This is a genomic window from Sanyastnella coralliicola (assembly GCF_030845195.1).
GTDB classification, from domain to species: Bacteria; Bacteroidota; Bacteroidia; order Flavobacteriales_D; family Sanyastnellaceae; genus Sanyastnella; species Sanyastnella coralliicola.
Genome location: NZ_CP132543.1, coordinates 2,667,662 through 2,683,207, shown reverse-complemented (window position 1 = coordinate 2,683,207; position 15,546 = coordinate 2,667,662). Strand labels below are relative to the sequence as shown.

Genomic DNA, 15,546 nt, shown 5'->3' with positions numbered 1-15,546 from the left:
CAATTCAGTATTCATTATTTATTAATCATTATTCATTCTGTCCACGGTCCACGGTCCACGGTCCACAGTCCACGTTTTATCTCTCGACCCTCGACTCTCGTCTGATCCACCCCGTTTGCCTAACTTTGCTACATGGTTCGTGAACTCGGTAAGACAAACTCAGTCTTCAACACCTTTATCGCTGAGATTCGATCTCAGGAGACTCAGAAAGATCGCATGCGATTTCGTAGAAATTTGGAGCGCATTGCGGAAGTGATGGCCTATGAGATTAGCAAGACCTTTCCGGTAGAGGAGAAGGAGATTATCACTCCCTTGGGAGAGGCTGATATGCACGTGATTAGCGAGCAGCCGGTGTTGGTTACGATTCTGCGTGCGGGGTTGCCGTTTCATCAGGGGTTTTTGAATTACTTCGACGCGGCGGACAACGGATTCATTTCAGCTTACCGTCGTTCACATAAGGGAGGAGATTTTGAGATTGAGGTGGAGTATGTTTCTTCGCCTTCGATTAATGATCGTACGGTGATCTTGTGTGATCCGATGATTGCGACAGGATCTTCTGTGGAGTGTGTTTACCAAGCCTTGAAGGCGAAGGGTACTCCGAAGCATATCCATATCGCTTCCGCGATAGCGAGCAATCAAGGAATCGCGCACATCAAAAGTCAATTGCCTGAGAATATTACCATTTGGGCTGGAGCTGTGGATAGCGAATTGACCGCTCAGTCGTACATCGTACCTGGACTTGGTGACGCGGGTGATCTCGCCTACGGACGCAAAAACATGTAATGGAGTTTATACTGGAATTACTTGGGTGGTGGGCGTTAGCCATTGTCAAGTTCCTTTTCCTTCCTTGGCTCATGATTCTGGGTGCCGGGAAAGGCTTCCTAGAAACGTTTTTGATTGCTAGTTCTGGAGCAGCCATGGGTGTTTACCTCGTCGCGTTCTTTGGAGATCGACTCTTCGCTTACCTGAGTGAGCGTGGAAGACGCAAAGAAGCCAAGGTAGTGACGGTTTCACGAAGAAGAATTGTCGCGATCAAGGCGAAGTATGGACTCTTTGGATTGATTGCACTCTCCGCCTTTATCTCGGTTCCGATTTCTACCTTGCTGGCGGTGAAGTACTATCGAAATGAACCAATGCTTCGATTGAAGTTATGCCTAGGGTTCACTTGTTGGGCCTTCATATTCTGTGGTTTGGCCACCCTATTTAAACTCTTGTTCTAATGGAAATTCGACACATTTTCTTCGATTTAGATCATACGCTTTGGGACTTTGAAGCGAATTCTCGCCAAGCCCTTGAACAGTTGTATGAGCAGTACAAAATCAAGGAAATGGGGATTGAATCATTAGCGACCTTCATTGATATCTATGAAGCGGAGAACGAGCGCTCATGGGCCTTGTATCGTGTAGGCAAGATGACTAAGCACGACTTACGTTACAACCGTTTCTTCAGGGCTTTCGAGCAACAAGGAATTACCAAAGAACAATCTGCTGAGTTGGGGGAGGAGTACATTCGCATCTCTCCGCACAACACCCACTTGATGCCGGGGGCGATTGAGGCCGTGGAATACCTGAAGTCGAAAGATTACATCTTGCATATTCTGACCAACGGATTCGAAGAGGTACAGCACATCAAGATGGATAAAAGTGGATTGAAGCCATACTTCGATGAGGTGATTACCTCAGATCAAATCGGGGTGAAGAAGCCTGATCCGATTGCCTTTCATAAGGCCAAGGAGTTAACGGGATTGAACACGGAGCCCATCGCCATGATTGGTGACCATTTGGAGGCGGATGTCCTCGGAGCCATGAATGTGGGGTGGAAAGGGATCTACTACAATCCAGAGAAAGAAGAGGTGAAAGTGGATATCCACCATGAATTGCATCACCTCGATGATTTGAAGGGAATCTTCTGATTTAACCATCATTGCATTGCATTTGAAATTGGGGGTTGTAAGTTTGTGATATGGAACAACCGAAGAAGAACAAGCTCAACATTGAGCTATCAGAAGAAGTATCGCAGGGAATCTACTCTAACCTAGCCGTGATCACGCACTCGCCATCAGAATTTGTGGTAGACTTTGTACGCGTGATGCCAGGTGTTCCGAAGGCACAAGTGAAGTCTCGTGTGATCATCACTCCGCAGCACGCGAAGCGTTTGATGAAAGCGTTGGCTGAAAACGTACGCAAGTACGAATCACAGCACGGACCAATTGCTGAGTCGAAGGGACCAGAGCAGATGATGCCGATGAACTTCGGAGGACCTCAGGGTCAGGCCTAATCAACGAATGGCTGCCGCTTCACCGCGGATCACTCCAAATACTTTTCCTGTCAATTCCTGACCTACATAAGGATTGTTGTAGGCTAGACTGATATGGTCTTTGTTTACCTCGTGCTTCAAGCTCGGGTCAAACAAGGTCAAGTCTGCTTCCGCGTCTTTTTGGATGGCGGCAGCTTCTAGTCCGATCAGCTTGCGGCCAGCATGTGCTGTGCGCTCCACGAATTGTTCTGGAGATACTCCAGCAGTCATCGCTACTGAGAAGCTATCTTCAATCGCACCGATTCCAAAGTTCGCTTGAGGGAACTCCAATTTCTTGTGCTCCACATCTTCTGGACGGTGATCTGAACAGATGACATCCACAGTGCCGTCGTTCACTGCCTTTAGCAAGGCGCTTCGATCTGTCTTTGAACGGAATGGTGGACTCACCTTCAGGTTTGAATTGAAGTCTGCAAGGTCTTCATCCGTGTGCATGAGGTGATGTACAGATACACCGCAGGTTACTTCGAGTCCTTCTTTCTTTGCGCGTTTGATCAAGTTGACTCCTTCTGCTGAAGAAACAAGCATGAAGTGAAGTCTTCCGCCAGTGTAGCGGAGGAGTTCGATATCACGCATGATGCGGATGGTCTCCGCCATGGTTGGAATGGCTTTCAATCCATTCATGGTGCTGGTCACACCTTCGTGCATGTTGCCTTTCTCTGAGAGGTCTTCATCGTACGGAAGACTGGCTACAACACCACCGAATGTTTTGGTGTACTCAAGCGCTCGACGCATTAGCTCCGTGCGCTTGGTTGAATGTCCGTCAGTGAACATCACCGCACCTGAGCAGTGCATATCATAGAGCTCAGCGAGCTGCTTTCCTTTGGAACCTTGCGAGAGGGCTCCTGCCGGACAAAGTCGCGTAGCATGGCCATCTGAACGACGAAGGAGGTATTCTAGTTGTCCTTTTGAATCAACCACCGGAGTGGTGTCCGGCATGGATACCACGTGGGTGAATCCACCAGCCGCTGCGGCGTCAAGTCCGTTTTGCAGACCTTCTTTGTACTCTTCACCTGGATCGGCAAAGTGTGCACGGGTATCAACCCAGCCTGGTGAAACATGAAGGTTCGGGAAACTGATCTCCTTGGCTTTCTTATCACTGATCTTCGATTTGATATCGGAGATCTTTCCATTCTCAATAAGGATGTCTCTTTTCTTCCCGTGTAGGGGCGAATTCGGGTCAACGATTGTAGCCGATTTGATCAACCAACGCATCAAGATTTCCAAAATTTAATGAGCAGCAATTCAATAACTAGCATGGCAATGGCTAACATAATGAAGAGGTCCCACAAGACCTTGCCTTCATCAAGTTGCTCCACTGCGTTGCTTACCGTATCAATAGACGATTCAATAACAGAACTCTTATTCCAACCAGCGAGCGCCAGTTCGTTCTCCCAATTGGCCTTGGTGTAGGCACTCAAAGAAGACTCATCGCGTGAGTAGTTCAGACCAATCGCTTTTACGACAGAGTCTGCGAGTAAGAGTTCATAATTTCCTGCGCTTCCCTGCTGATCTCCTAGGAAGATCTCAACCCCTCCACGAACAGAGCGGTGTCTTGGAATGTAGCCTTCTTCGCTCCCCACACGCTGAAGCTTAAACGAGGCGTCACCGGTCACCGGAAGCTTTCTTAAGGTAAGAACGGCGTCTGCACCAATGGTCTGATCCATGTCTCCACTTGGTCGAGCGAATTCCGCTACCCTCAAGATGGTTGGTACAAAAATGGCGTGCTTCGAGAAGTTGCTTTCTTCTTGACTTAGGCCTACTGCTGAAACGAATAGTTGTCCTTCACCTTCGCTAGCGCGGAAGAAGAAAGGGTCACCATTCTGGAGGGTCAAGAGTTGTTGCTCACCCGAACGAGAACCTCTGCTAAAGGCGAGGTAACTCGTGACTTGTGGCAGGTCAATGTTTTCTGGAATGCGATCAAATACCCCAGCGTAAATAGGGTGTGATAGGTTGATGTCAGAAACCTTTGATCGAATAGAAGTGCGGCTCTTAATCGATGGCGCCCCACCTGCGAGCAACAGTTCATTGTAAGAATTCTTCTCACCATTTGATTTCGGGAAGAAGAGTACGGTTCCGCCATCATTGATGAAGCTCGCTAATTCTTGGGTCAGCCCGGAAGCAATCGAACTCGGCTCATCCAAGATCACCAAATCGAAGAGAGGGATACGTCCGTAGTTGACATTCCCCAGGTCACTCACTTCAAGATCGTAGAACGGGTCATTCCCAAAGATGCTGCGGAACTCACCTCCACCGTTGGCCTCTTTGATCACTAGCACTTTTACTTTGGCTGCGATGGTGAAGCCAAAGTGCCAATCGTCGTCGTAGCTAATCGGGTGATCTTGAATCGAAAGTCTGCAGTGCTTCACCCCAGGGGTAGTCGATGTGAAGTAAAGACAAGTATCAGTGAATGTTCCGGGTAGTACGTTGAAGCTACCAATGGCTTTTTGCTGTCCATTGATTTCCAATTTCATCGGGACATTATCTAGTCCTTCAGCGGCATCGTTCATGATGCGCAGGTTCAGCTTTTCTGGTTCGTTCAAGCTACGCACTGGAGTATCAAACCAGATAGAATCAATCCAAACATTGGCTGATCTCGTGGCAAATTCTGGAACGAAACGCACGTTGATGGCACTGTCTGGAACAAAGCCATCGAAGCGGTGTGTTGACTCTTGAAGATCAGAGAAGACGAAGATATTCCCGCCATAGGTGTCTTCAGCACCAGAGGTCATGATCAGGTCTTGTTGACGTTGAATGACTTCTCCCAACGGTCGTACTGCAGATGAAACCGTGATTTCATCGAGCATGTCTAACACGTCTTCTTGGCTGTGGAATCGTTGATGTCGACCTTCCAGATCATTAGTGATGATTTGGAATCGATCGGTAGCCTGATAAGCACTGATGACTTCACCTGCTTTCGCCTTGGCGAGATCAAGCAGTCTTCCTTCACCGCTCAAGGCATCCATACTGAAACTGTTGTCAATGTAGATCGAAACGTTTCGTGTGGTCGCTCCCGTTCTTGTTTCATCGAGGGGGATGAAGGGTTGGGCAAAAGCAAAGACAAGGAAGAGGATCGCCAACAAACGCGAAGTAAGAATCAAGAGGTGTTTGAGTCGTGAACGCGACTTGGTCTCTTGCTGAACTTCTTTAAGGAATGCGACGTTAGAGAATTCAACACGTTTGAATCTCCGAAAATTGAAGAGGTGGACGATCACTGGAACGGCCAGTGCGATGAGTGCCCAGAGTATTTCCGGATGTGCGAATTTCATTAAACGTCAAAGTTAGCGCATTTTTGCTTCCTGCAAGCGACCAAATTAGAAGTGAAACGTCTTTTAACAACAAGTTTTCCAACGAAACGTGAAGAGCTCGGAGATTGGCTCGATGCACAATGGCTGAAGTACGAATCACCAGAGTTCATCGATTCCGATCCGATTCAGATTCCGCAGTCCTTCACAAAAAAGGAAGACCAAGAGATTAGCGGCTTCCTCGCTGCTACCATCGCTTGGGGGCAACGCAAGACCATCATCAACAACGCACACAGCATCGTAGAGCGCATGGATCAAGCTCCCCACGACTTCATTTTGAACGCCGAAGATCAAGACATGAAGCGCCTTCAAGGCTTCGTCCATCGCACCTTTAATGATACTGATCTGCTCTTCTTTGTCGCTTCGCTCCGAAACATCTACCGCCATCACGGAGGCTTGGAAACTGTTTTTGCTAATGCCATTGCTTCCAAGGGTCAGATGGGTCTCGCTATCGCGGAATTCAAAAAGGTATTCTTCTCCATCGAGCACCCCGGTAGAACCACTAAACACGTAGCCGACCCCACACGCGGCTCAAGTGCCAAACGCATCAACATGTACCTCCGCTGGATGGTCCGCTCCAAAGAAAAGGGAGTTGACCTCGGCATTTGGAATCAAATTTCCCCATCCCAGTTATACGTCCCACTAGACGTCCACACGGGAAACGTCGCCAGAGAACTCAGCTTACTCACCCGCAAACAGAACGACTGGAAAGCCGTGGAAGAACTTATGGAGGTATTACGCTCGTTAGACGCGGAAGACCCGGTGAAGTATGATTTTGCGTTGTTCGGAACGGGGGTGTTTGGCTGAAAGTAGACAGTAGACAGTAGACGGTGGACGGTGGACGGTAGACGGGGGTGAATAGTGATTAATGAATCGTAAGTAATGAATTCAGAATTGAGTTCACCCATGAATTATGAATCAAGAAGAAGCCCATTTTATTATTCAGTATTCATTAATCACTAATTTTTATTCATTCCGTCCACCGTCCACCATCCCCTGTCACCGGCATTAATTGGTGCATGAATCCCGAAGGACGGGACAGGTGCACCGCTAAAGGACTTTATGGTAGTACTTTGGTCCCTTAGCGGCGCATTTATGCGCCTGGTTTTAAGGGTAAATATCCAGGGTCTTAGAAGGATTGCCCTACCTGGAGCGGATTCGATTATTGCCAATAAGGACAAGAACATTCAATGAAACCTAAATGATGAATTAGGAAGAAGCCCTTCCTATTATTCACTATTCATTAATCACTAATTATTATTCTTTCCGTCCACCGTCCCCGGCATTAATTGGCGCAATCTTGCGCCTGTGTTCAGGGATGATTGACTCGACTAAGAGCAACTAATAATGAATGGTGCTTAGAGTGAGCTCAGTTCACAATTCAGTATTCATTAATCACTAATTATTATTCTTTCCGTCCACCGTCCACCGTCCACCGTCCACCGTCCACCGTCCACCGTCCACCGTGATCCGCCTTGTAACTTTTCGCCCCCCCCGTGTATCCTTATCTTCGAAACCGTAAAATCCTGGAAAATGAAACTGAAGTATCGCGCTGTTGCCTTGGCGCTACCTGCCATTCTTTTGCTATCGAGTTGGATGACCTTGGACCTCAAGAAGAATCCTGGCTTCCCGAAACACTTTGATGATCACTTTGCGGCCGTCCCTGGGATGGCATATACGATGGTCATGGATTGTGATACCTGTACCCATAACCGGACGGTCATGGTGGAAGGTTTTTATTGCGCTACTACGGAGGTGAGCAACTTCATGTACCGTGAGTTTTTGACTGATTTAAAGCGAGCTGGTGAAACTGAAAAGCTAGCCTTAGCTCAAGTTGATTCACTTCAATGGCGCACGCCGATGGGGTATAACGAGCCCTTTGTTGAGTATTACTTCAATCACCCGGCATACAATGATTATCCTGTGGTGAATGTCTCACATGAAGGGGCAGAGCTTTACTGTGCATGGCTTCAAGATTCGTTGAATGCTTTTGCAGATGGACAAGTTAAATATACCGTGACCCTGCCAACAAGAGACGAATGGGTAGCCGCTGCCAAAGGCGGACATGAATTCGCTACCTACGCATGGGGTGGACCATACCTTCGCAATGCGAAGGGATGTTTTTTGGCCAACTTCAGATACTTGGGCGCAGGAAACATCCATTACAATTCTGAAACAGGAGAGTACGAGGTGTTGACCAGTGTTCCTGGCCCAATGCTCGGTCATCCGGGTGCGACGCTTGGAGAAATTGGAAAGAAGAACCAAGAGTGCTTCATTTCTGCTTATCAACTCACGGCTCCTGTGAGTTCATTTACAAAGAATGATTTCGGTCTGTACAACATGAACGGAAACGTCGCCGAAATGGTCGCCGAAAAAGGCATCGCCTGCGGCGGCGGATGGAAATCTACCGGATATGATGTCCGCTGTGAAAGCACCATGCCGAATGACGGACCACAAACGGATGTTGGGTTTCGACCGATTATTCGGGTTGATAGGCGTTAGGCGTTGGGCTTTAGGCGTTAGTTCCGTCAACCGTCAACCGTCAACCGTTCACCGTCCACGAAAAAAGGTGCATAAATCCCGAAGAACGGGACAGGTGCACCGCTAAAGGACTTTAAGGCAGCCCTATGGTCCCTTAGCGGCGCATTTATGCGCCTGATTTAGGGGTGAATAATCTGAGGCACGAGTTTCCAAAAACCAAAAACCAGTAACTGGGTCAATTCAAAATTCACAAATCACGATTCATTAATTATTAATCTCTCCGGCCCACGGTCCGCAAAAAAAAAAGGTGCATAAATGCACCGCTAAAGGACTTTAAGACAGCCCTCTGGTCCCTTAGCGGCGCATTTATGCGCCTGATTTTAGGGGTGAATAATCTGAGGCACGAGTTTCTAAAAACCAATAACCAATAACCAATAACCCCTTCGAATAATGACTAATAAGTAATGAATACTGAAAAATGAACTGTTGGGTCGCCCCTTCAATTCACCATTCACTATTCAAATTCATTATTTATAATTCTCTCCGGTCCACAGTCCACCGTCCACCGTCCACCGTCTACCGTCTACCGTCCCCCGTTTCCCTATCTTCGCGCGGTGAAACGAAAGATCATCACAACCGGTGACGGCTCCCAGACATTGGAAGTGGAAGAGCTGGAAGAAACCTACCATTCTCGACATGGAGCACGGCAAGAATCCGAACATGTCTTCATTCAAATGGGATTGGTTCCTGCGTTAGCAGAAAAAAAGGAGCTTACCATTTTAGAAGTCGGTTTCGGAACAGGGTTAAACGCCATTCTTTCGTGGAAAGCAGCGAAGAAAGCCGGGGCCAAGATTCACTATATCGGATTGGAAGCATTTCCAGTCACCTTTGATGAGGTGGCTCCTTTGGGCTATGCTGAGGGTGATGAGGAAGCGGTCTTCTTTCAAAAACTTCATGAAGCTTCTTGGGAAGAGGAGGTTGCTATCGATGAGCAATTTTCTGTCACAAAGCGGGAAGTGAAGCTCGAAGACGCCAGACTTGAACATGGGGTGGCTGATGTCGTTTACTATGATGCCTTTGGTCCGAGAGCGCAGCCTGAAATGTGGCGTTTGTCTTTGTTTCAGCAATTGTGTGAAGCGACAAATGAAGGTGGCATATTCGTGTCCTACTGCGCGAAAGGACAAGTACGTAGAGACTTGGCTAGCGCTGGGTATGACATGGAGCGTATCGAAGGACCTCCAGGAAAAAGACACATGCTACGAGGAAGAAAATGAAGATCGATCGATTTAATGTCCGTGTTTACTTTTTGATTGTGGAGGAGGGTCAAATCTTACTCTCTGATGAAATTCTAGGAGGAAAGGATTCTACGAAGTTTCCCGGTGGTGGACTTGAATACGGCGAAGGACTGATAGAAGCAGCCCAGCGTGAAGCTCTAGAGGAGCTAGGGCAGGAGATCGAAGTTCTCGAGCATTTCTACACGACCGACTTCTTTATTGCCAGTCGATTTCGCCCAACTGATCAAATCATTAGCGTCTATTACTTCGCCAAGTTAAGAGACGAAGTCTCGTTCCGCCTAGCGCGAAAAAAGTATGATTGGCAACGTCATGAAGAGCGTGAGGAGAGCTTCCGATGGCAAGCGATCAATACCTTAACACCGGAGGATATGACTTTCGAGACTGACGCTGAAGTGGTGCGTCGACTTCGAGAAATCTATTAGAGCACAGGCCCTAAGCGCTTCATTACTTGATCATTCACTTGGCTGAATAACTGCATTGGCATTTGCGTGCGCCATTTGAGCTCATTCAGTTTTCCACCGAGAACGAAGTACGAATCAACGTTGGCTTCTTGGAAATCTTCTAAGACGTGATCACGGAAATTCAGCAAGGCGATCCAACCTTCTTGATCTTCTACTTCTTCGAACCACTCTTCGTAGTACAAGTCATCTGAGGGGTGAAAATTCAAGACGTTTTCTCCGAGGATAATGAACTTCGAAATACCTGAGTCCATCATGCCTTCAATCAGATTACGCTTTAGCAACATGATGTCGTTGTACAGACAATCATTCCATTCCCCGATCATTTCAATGATCGCATAACCCTCGCTGTATTCTGCAAAGATGACCTTCAGGAACAAGGTCTGCGAACCAAAACTATCCCACTGCGGGTGGATGTAATGGTCGTAGATTTTGTCTGAATAATACAATTCGCTGTACTCCTTCTGAAAAAATGGAGAGCTAGGATCCTCGCTTGAAATGTAGAGGTTCCGCCAATTGTAATATGGTTCGATGTTATGCACCTTACTCTTTGCCTTTTTCAATAGCAGCGCGCACACTGCCTGTTTCTTCTAATAATTTTCTCGCCGTATCGGCGGGAACGCCCAAGGCTTCTACGATCATACGTGTGCCTCGGTCTAACAGTTTATTGTTTGCCAATTGCATGTCTACCATGCGATTTCCCTTGACATGTCCGAGCTGGATCATGACTGCTGTGGAAATCATATTGAGGATCAGCTTTTGCGCTGTTCCTGCTTTCATGCGTGTGCTTCCGGTGACAAACTCAGGTCCAGTTACCGCTTCAATAGGGTGATCAGCTACGGCTGCTAATTCACTTCCTTCGTTGCATGTAATACAACCTGTGACAATGTTGTTCTCTCGGCAACGTTTCAGGGCCCCAATTACATATGGAGTGCGTCCACTGGCTGCAATTCCAATCACCACATCGTTCTCATTTACGTTATGAGAGCACAGATCGTTCCAACCTCCCTCCGGATCATCTTCCGCAAACTCAACGGCCTTTCGAATGGCACTGTCTCCACCGGCAATCAAACCAACAACTCTGCCTTGGTCTACTCCGAAGGTTGGCGGACATTCACTCGCATCTACGATGCCGAGTCGTCCGCTGGTTCCTGCGCCGAGGTAGAATAGTCTACCGCCTTGCTTCATCTTATCACCAATGATTTCTACCAATGTGGAAATCTTCGGGATGACACCTGCAACGGTTTCGGGCACCGAACGGTCTTCTTTATTGATTGACGTCAGCAACTCACTCACCGACATTTGTTCGAGGTGATCATAGTGGCTCTGTCGTTCCGTATGAGGAAGCTTCTTTTCCATTGAATACAAAGGTACGATGAATGCCCTGAGTTTGGTCTTTCATTTGCATACACAAAAGGTGAAGAATGTATAACTATTCAAGCCTTTCCACGTTAGTGAAGAAAGGCGTTCCTGCGATAGCAGAAAGACTTTTCTAAATTTGAAGAACAAACAGACAAACTGAATGAATCTGAAGCTGCTCCTACCCATCCTTGCATTGGCGATGGTTTCGTTCCAAGCACAAGCTTATGAAGTGCTTGAAGCTGATACAAATGATACCGGATTTTTCGAGAAAGGTGCCCTGCCTGCTAAAATGCTAGCGGCAAAACACGAGTTCAATGAGCGCAACATGCGCGGTGCGTTGACCATTTATCGTGAAATCCTTCAAGCAGAGCCTGATAACAGCTCAGCACAATACTGGACAGCGCGCTGTCACTATGAATTGAAGCGTTATGATCTCGCAATCAAGTACCTTGATAAAGCGGTAGAGATTGACCCAAAGGTGAACGATAATGTTGACTTCTTCTACGGGAAAATTCACCATCGTTTGGCAGAGCTCGACCTAGCAATTGATCGCTTCCAGAAGTTCCTTGATGAGAATGGGAATAAGAACACGTTTGATGTGGAAGAGGCACGTCGTTTTATCGCTCAATGTAAATACGCGAAAGAACTCATGGCGAGACCACATCAGGTGTCCATTGAGAATATGGGACCCGAAGTCAACTCGCGTTTCGATGAATATGCCCCTTCCGTAACAGCGAAAGGAGACAAGCTCTTCTTTACTTCTCGTCGTTCTAACGCCGTAGGTGGAGAAATCGATGAAGGAGGTGACTACAAATTCTACGAAGACGTTTACTACACCAAGCAAGGAGAAGATGGCGTTTGGATAGACGCGGAAGGCGTAAGCGGCGAAGTGAATACACCAACCTACGATGCGGTGCTTTCTATTTCTCCTGATGGAACAAGCATGTTCGTATACCGAAACAATCAGAACAGTGCGGGAGATATCTTCGTTTCGGGTTACGACAAACACGAAGACTCATGGCGTGCTCCTGAGAAAATGGACCGTCCGGTGAATACCTCTTACTTCGAGAGTTCGGTATCGATTACTGCTGATGGCGAGACCTTGTACTTCATTTCTGAACGTCCAGAAGGACAAGGGCAAGGAGACATCTATGTAGCGAAAAAGAGCGGTCAAGGATGGGGCAAGCCGAAAAACTTGGGTGAGGTGATTAACACTGAGCTCGACGAGAAATTTGTCTTCATTCACCCAAGTGGTAAGACCCTTTACTTCGCTAGTAACGGTCACCAGACGATGGGTAGCTACGATATCTTCCGAACTGAGTTCGTAAATGGTCAATGGTCGATTCCTGTGAACCTCGGATTTCCGATTAACACGGTGAACGAAGAGAGTACCTTCTCTTTGACGCGTGATAGCAAGACCATGTACATTGCTGCTGAATACGATGATGCACTTGGTGAGCGTGACATTTACGAGATCGATGTGTCGAAATACCGTTTGATTAGCGAAGGCTACTCTGCAAGCAATTACGGGACGATGATCTTGACTGTACAAGACAGCCAAGGGAACAACCTCAAAGGTGCGCAGGTAGATTTCATGTTGGAAAACGGAGATCGTGTCATCGCCAGCGAAAAGACAGACAAGCTTGGAAGAGTGCGTGTCAATCTACCAGGTGGCGTGCGCTATAAGGCCATCATTTCGTCTCGTAAATCAAGTGGTCAGATCAGTTTTGAAATGATCTTGAACGAGTTGGGTGAGACCGTAATGAAAGAGACGGTCAAACTCTAACGAACGTATTGAGTATTGACCGTTGGAGTTTGACGTAGTCTGCGTTCAGCGGTGAAAGTGATGACCTTCGTTTCTCCTGGGAGAAGCGTGATGTAGTTGTCACTCAGTTTTCCTTCCTCCATGATATTGATTTGGACATCGACTGCAAGTGATTCGCTGCGTAGTTTGATTTCCCAAACGATTTGATCACGTGAAGTGACTTCAGTGATGATGCGTGTTTCTGGAAGATCGTAGGTCTTCATTCTGTTCGGGAAGAAAACGTCTCTGCGAGTTTGGCCGCCATCGTTCCATTCAATCATATAAATCTCGCCGTCGGCGGAACGGGTGTTGAGATCAACGCGCGTAATTCCGGAAGTCGCTTTGAACTGCTCAATGCTGCTTTTACGAATGGCCTCGCCCGATGCGTTCAATACAGTCACGCTTCCAGGAACGGCAAAGGCGTCTCGTGTATCGTTAATGATGGTGAGGTAGATTCCTTTATCGTCTTCGTTTAACCACATGGTCTGTGGAGCGAAGGCTTGTTCAGCGTGGTAATGGAGCGCCTTCCAACGGCCGCGGTAATCAATGCTGCTCCAGCTTGCTACCGGCCAGCAATCGTTCAATTGCCAATAGAGGCTCCCGCCACATTCCGCGTTAGCGCGATGCGCATGAATACCTTTAATCATACCGTTACGCTGTACCAACTGACTCTTGTAAATCCACTCACGGAAATCTGCTGCTTGATTGTACTCACGGAGCATGTATTCATCAATCAACTTAAATCCACGCGGATGCTTTTCATGCACTTTGAGCACAACGGAAGTAGTATCCCATTCACTCTCTGGAACCCCAGTCCGCAACGTAAACTCATCAGGGAAACTCTGAAACCCGAATTCACTCATGAAGCGCGGAACCTTTTCTTCGAAGACTTCGAAGGGTTCAGCATCATGCCATACTCCCCAGTAATGCGCATCGCCTTCGAATTGATGACGGTCATCACCTCGTCCGAGCATAGGGGAGGAAGCCCAGTATGGAACATTGGTAGTAGCACTTACCGCCGATGGTAGTACGTCATCGAAGATGCGAGCGTAGCTTTCTTCAATGCGTTTCTTCTCCTTTTTTGAAAGGCCTTCTTGCCAGCCCCAACGAGCCCATCCTTCAGCATTTTCGTTGTTCCCACACCACAAGGCGATGCAAGGGTGACTCGATAAGCGTTGTACCTGTTCCTGGGCTTCGATGCGCACGTTTTCAGCGTATTCTTCGTCACCAGGATACATCGCACAAGCAAACATGAAGTCTTGCCAAACCATGATTCCAAGCGAGTCACAGAGGTCATAGAAGAGGTCGCGTTCGTAGATCCCGCCGCCCCAAACACGCAGCATATTCATGTTAGCGGCCTGCGCATCAATCAGCAATTCACGGTAATCGTATTCAGAGACACGCGTGTCAAAGAGGTCTTGAGGAATGTAATTCGCCCCTTTCATGAAGACCGGTTCTCCGTTCAACAGGAATCGGAACCTGCTTCCATTTTCCAAAGGAGAAGTGTCGAGTTCAATGGTGCGAATACCTAACTTCGTTTTTACGAATTCGCGTAGCGCTTGTCCGTTCACCTCACCAGTAACCTTCACCGTGACATCATAGATGGGTTGATCACCCTTATCGGCCGTCCACCAAAGCTGCGGACGTTTGACTACAATCTGTTCAGTAATGACATTCTCTCCAGGTTGAATATCCCCGGAGAACTTGAAGGGATTGGCCGCGGTCACCAGCGCGCTCATGCTGCCTGTGATGTTTATGGTGCCTGAATGATCAGATCGCACAAAGCACTTCACTTCAAGCACGGCACTATCTCGGTTTGCCGAAAGGGTAGAGAAGGTAACGTCGTCTAGGGTAACTCCGCTCCAAGCGCGTAGATCAATAGCTCCAGAGATCCCTGAAGAGGTGAGCTTTGGACCCCAGTCCCAACCGTAGTGGAATTGAGGCTTACGTGCCACTGCGCGAATGGCTTCACCTGGCAATGGATGATCCTGCGCTTCCATCAGCGCTTGTCCTTCTTTCAGAGGAGACCGAAAACGAATCTCGATGACGTTGTTGTAGTCTACATATCCCTGTTTTAAGTCGATGGTCCAAGAGCGGTGAGCGTTATTAACGTCGAGCATTTTCTCGCCGTTGTACCAGATCTCTGCAAAGGTGTCGATGCCTCGAAACGTGAGTTCAACGTGGTCTTTGGCAAGAATGTCATCGCTTAAGATGAAGGGTACGGTTCGGTACCACCATGATTTGTTCGAGACCCATTGCACGCGATTTTCATTATCGGCATAATAGGGCTCAGGAATAAGGTTGTAATTACGCAGGTCGGTATGAACATAGCCTGGGACAGTAGCTTGACGCCAATGTTCATCTGCGGCATCAGTAAAGTCCCATTCGGTTTCAAAAGGCATTTGAATGGTCTGCGCTCGAAGAGAATTCAGACTCAGGCACAGTAGAAAGGTCAATACAGATGCAGCGAAAAACTTCATATCCATGGTTTCGGTTGAGGCTAAAATACATCAACCCTTGCAGGCTTC

14 protein-coding genes are annotated in these 15,546 nt (G+C 47.7%); 9 read left to right on the top strand and 5 right to left on the bottom strand.

Translation table 11 applies throughout. The features are described from left to right. The first annotated feature begins 132 nt into the window (after positions 1 to 132). Genes upp through RA156_RS11125 form a run of 4 tightly spaced genes read left to right on the top strand, consistent with a single transcriptional unit; the run spans position 133 to position 2,277 of the window. Entirely contained in the window at positions 133 to 783 is a 651-nt protein-coding gene (gene upp, locus RA156_RS11140) for a uracil phosphoribosyltransferase (protein WP_306640151.1), read from the top strand. Next, positions 783 to 1,220: a hypothetical protein gene (locus tag RA156_RS11135; RefSeq protein WP_306640150.1), complete on the top strand. Its 438-nt coding sequence runs from the start codon at positions 783 to 785 to the stop codon at positions 1,218 to 1,220. Before upp ends, RA156_RS11135 begins: the two co-directional genes overlap by 1 nt. Next, the gene (locus RA156_RS11130) at positions 1,220 to 1,912 is read left to right on the top strand and encodes a YjjG family noncanonical pyrimidine nucleotidase (protein ID WP_306640149.1); all 693 of its coding nucleotides are present in this window, start codon (positions 1,220 to 1,222) and stop codon (positions 1,910 to 1,912) included. The genes RA156_RS11135 and RA156_RS11130 overlap by 1 nt, the downstream gene beginning before the upstream one ends. A gap of 50 nt (positions 1,913 to 1,962) precedes the next feature. After that, complete coding sequence (locus RA156_RS11125) at positions 1,963 to 2,277, top strand: DUF3467 domain-containing protein (RefSeq protein ID WP_306640148.1); 315 nt, start codon at positions 1,963 to 1,965, stop codon at positions 2,275 to 2,277. On the opposite strand, the gene RA156_RS11120 is transcribed toward RA156_RS11125, so the two are convergent. After that, entirely contained in the window at positions 2,278 to 3,528 is a 1,251-nt protein-coding gene (locus RA156_RS11120; RefSeq protein WP_306640147.1) for a dihydroorotase, read from the bottom strand. Then, positions 3,528 to 5,582: a BatA domain-containing protein gene (locus tag RA156_RS11115; protein WP_306640146.1), complete on the bottom strand. Its 2,055-nt coding sequence runs from the start codon at positions 5,580 to 5,582 to the stop codon at positions 3,528 to 3,530. Before RA156_RS11115 ends, RA156_RS11120 begins: the two co-directional genes overlap by 1 nt. 51 nt (positions 5,583 to 5,633) lie before the next feature. Here RA156_RS11115 and RA156_RS11110 point away from each other — a divergent pair, with 51 nt between their 5' ends. The 4 genes from RA156_RS11110 to RA156_RS11095 all read left to right on the top strand — a co-directional run bounded on the left by RA156_RS11110 (position 5,634) and on the right by RA156_RS11095 (position 9,816). Further along, positions 5,634 to 6,425 carry a TIGR02757 family protein gene (locus RA156_RS11110; RefSeq protein WP_306640145.1) on the top strand — a complete coding sequence of 264 codons (792 nt, stop codon included), beginning with the start codon at positions 5,634 to 5,636 and terminating at the stop codon, positions 6,423 to 6,425. 726 nt (positions 6,426 to 7,151) lie between these two features. Further along, complete coding sequence (locus RA156_RS11105) at positions 7,152 to 8,120, top strand: SUMF1/EgtB/PvdO family nonheme iron enzyme (RefSeq protein WP_306640144.1); 969 nt, start codon at positions 7,152 to 7,154, stop codon at positions 8,118 to 8,120. A gap of 593 nt (positions 8,121 to 8,713) precedes the next feature. Beyond that, positions 8,714 to 9,373: a tRNA (5-methylaminomethyl-2-thiouridine)(34)-methyltransferase MnmC2 gene (mnmC2, locus tag RA156_RS11100; RefSeq protein WP_306640142.1), complete on the top strand. Its 660-nt coding sequence runs from the start codon at positions 8,714 to 8,716 to the stop codon at positions 9,371 to 9,373. Then, positions 9,370 to 9,816 carry an NUDIX hydrolase gene (locus tag RA156_RS11095; RefSeq protein WP_306640141.1) on the top strand — a complete coding sequence of 149 codons (447 nt, stop codon included), beginning with the start codon at positions 9,370 to 9,372 and terminating at the stop codon, positions 9,814 to 9,816. The genes mnmC2 and RA156_RS11095 overlap by 4 nt, the downstream gene beginning before the upstream one ends. On the opposite strand, the gene RA156_RS11090 is transcribed toward RA156_RS11095, so the two are convergent. Together RA156_RS11090 and murQ are read right to left on the bottom strand one after the other, a co-directional pair. After that, positions 9,813 to 10,430, bottom strand: coding sequence for a hypothetical protein (locus RA156_RS11090; protein WP_306640139.1), 618 nt, complete (start codon positions 10,428 to 10,430; stop codon positions 9,813 to 9,815). The genes RA156_RS11095 and RA156_RS11090 overlap by 4 nt on opposite strands. Next, positions 10,396 to 11,211, bottom strand: coding sequence for an N-acetylmuramic acid 6-phosphate etherase (gene murQ / locus RA156_RS11085; RefSeq protein ID WP_306640138.1), 816 nt, complete (start codon positions 11,209 to 11,211; stop codon positions 10,396 to 10,398). The genes RA156_RS11090 and murQ overlap by 35 nt, the downstream gene beginning before the upstream one ends. Positions 11,212 to 11,374: 163 nt before the next feature. On the opposite strand from murQ, the gene RA156_RS11080 reads away from it, so the two are divergent. After that, positions 11,375 to 13,000 carry a tetratricopeptide repeat protein gene (locus tag RA156_RS11080; protein WP_306640136.1) on the top strand — a complete coding sequence of 542 codons (1,626 nt, stop codon included), beginning with the start codon at positions 11,375 to 11,377 and terminating at the stop codon, positions 12,998 to 13,000. On the opposite strand, the gene RA156_RS11075 is transcribed toward RA156_RS11080, so the two are convergent. Next, positions 12,997 to 15,498 (bottom strand): beta-mannosidase, encoded by a 2,502-nt coding sequence (locus RA156_RS11075; RefSeq protein WP_306640135.1) that lies wholly within the window; start codon positions 15,496 to 15,498, stop codon positions 12,997 to 12,999. The genes RA156_RS11080 and RA156_RS11075 overlap by 4 nt on opposite strands. Positions 15,499 to 15,546 lie beyond the last annotated feature (48 nt).

What these genes read in the sequence shown, in the direction of transcription:
- upp (WP_306640151.1), top strand. Translation starts at nt 133, where the DNA reads ATGGTTCGTGAACTCGGTAAGACAAACTCAGTCTTCAACACCTTTATC.
- RA156_RS11135 (WP_306640150.1), top strand. Translation starts at nt 783, where the DNA reads ATGGAGTTTATACTGGAATTACTTGGGTGGTGGGCGTTAGCCATTGTC.
- RA156_RS11130 (WP_306640149.1), top strand. Translation starts at nt 1,220, where the DNA reads ATGGAAATTCGACACATTTTCTTCGATTTAGATCATACGCTTTGGGAC.
- RA156_RS11125 (WP_306640148.1), top strand. Translation starts at nt 1,963, where the DNA reads ATGGAACAACCGAAGAAGAACAAGCTCAACATTGAGCTATCAGAAGAA.
- RA156_RS11120 (WP_306640147.1), bottom strand. Translation starts at nt 3,528, where the DNA reads ATGCGTTGGTTGATCAAATCGGCTACAATCGTTGACCCGAATTCGCCC.
- RA156_RS11115 (WP_306640146.1), bottom strand. Translation starts at nt 5,582, where the DNA reads ATGAAATTCGCACATCCGGAAATACTCTGGGCACTCATCGCACTGGCC.
- RA156_RS11105 (WP_306640144.1), top strand. Translation starts at nt 7,152, where the DNA reads ATGAAACTGAAGTATCGCGCTGTTGCCTTGGCGCTACCTGCCATTCTT.
- RA156_RS11095 (WP_306640141.1), top strand. Translation starts at nt 9,370, where the DNA reads ATGAAGATCGATCGATTTAATGTCCGTGTTTACTTTTTGATTGTGGAG.
- murQ (WP_306640138.1), bottom strand. Translation starts at nt 11,211, where the DNA reads ATGGAAAAGAAGCTTCCTCATACGGAACGACAGAGCCACTATGATCAC.
- RA156_RS11080 (WP_306640136.1), top strand. Translation starts at nt 11,375, where the DNA reads ATGAATCTGAAGCTGCTCCTACCCATCCTTGCATTGGCGATGGTTTCG.
- RA156_RS11075 (WP_306640135.1), bottom strand. Translation starts at nt 15,498, where the DNA reads ATGAAGTTTTTCGCTGCATCTGTATTGACCTTTCTACTGTGCCTGAGT.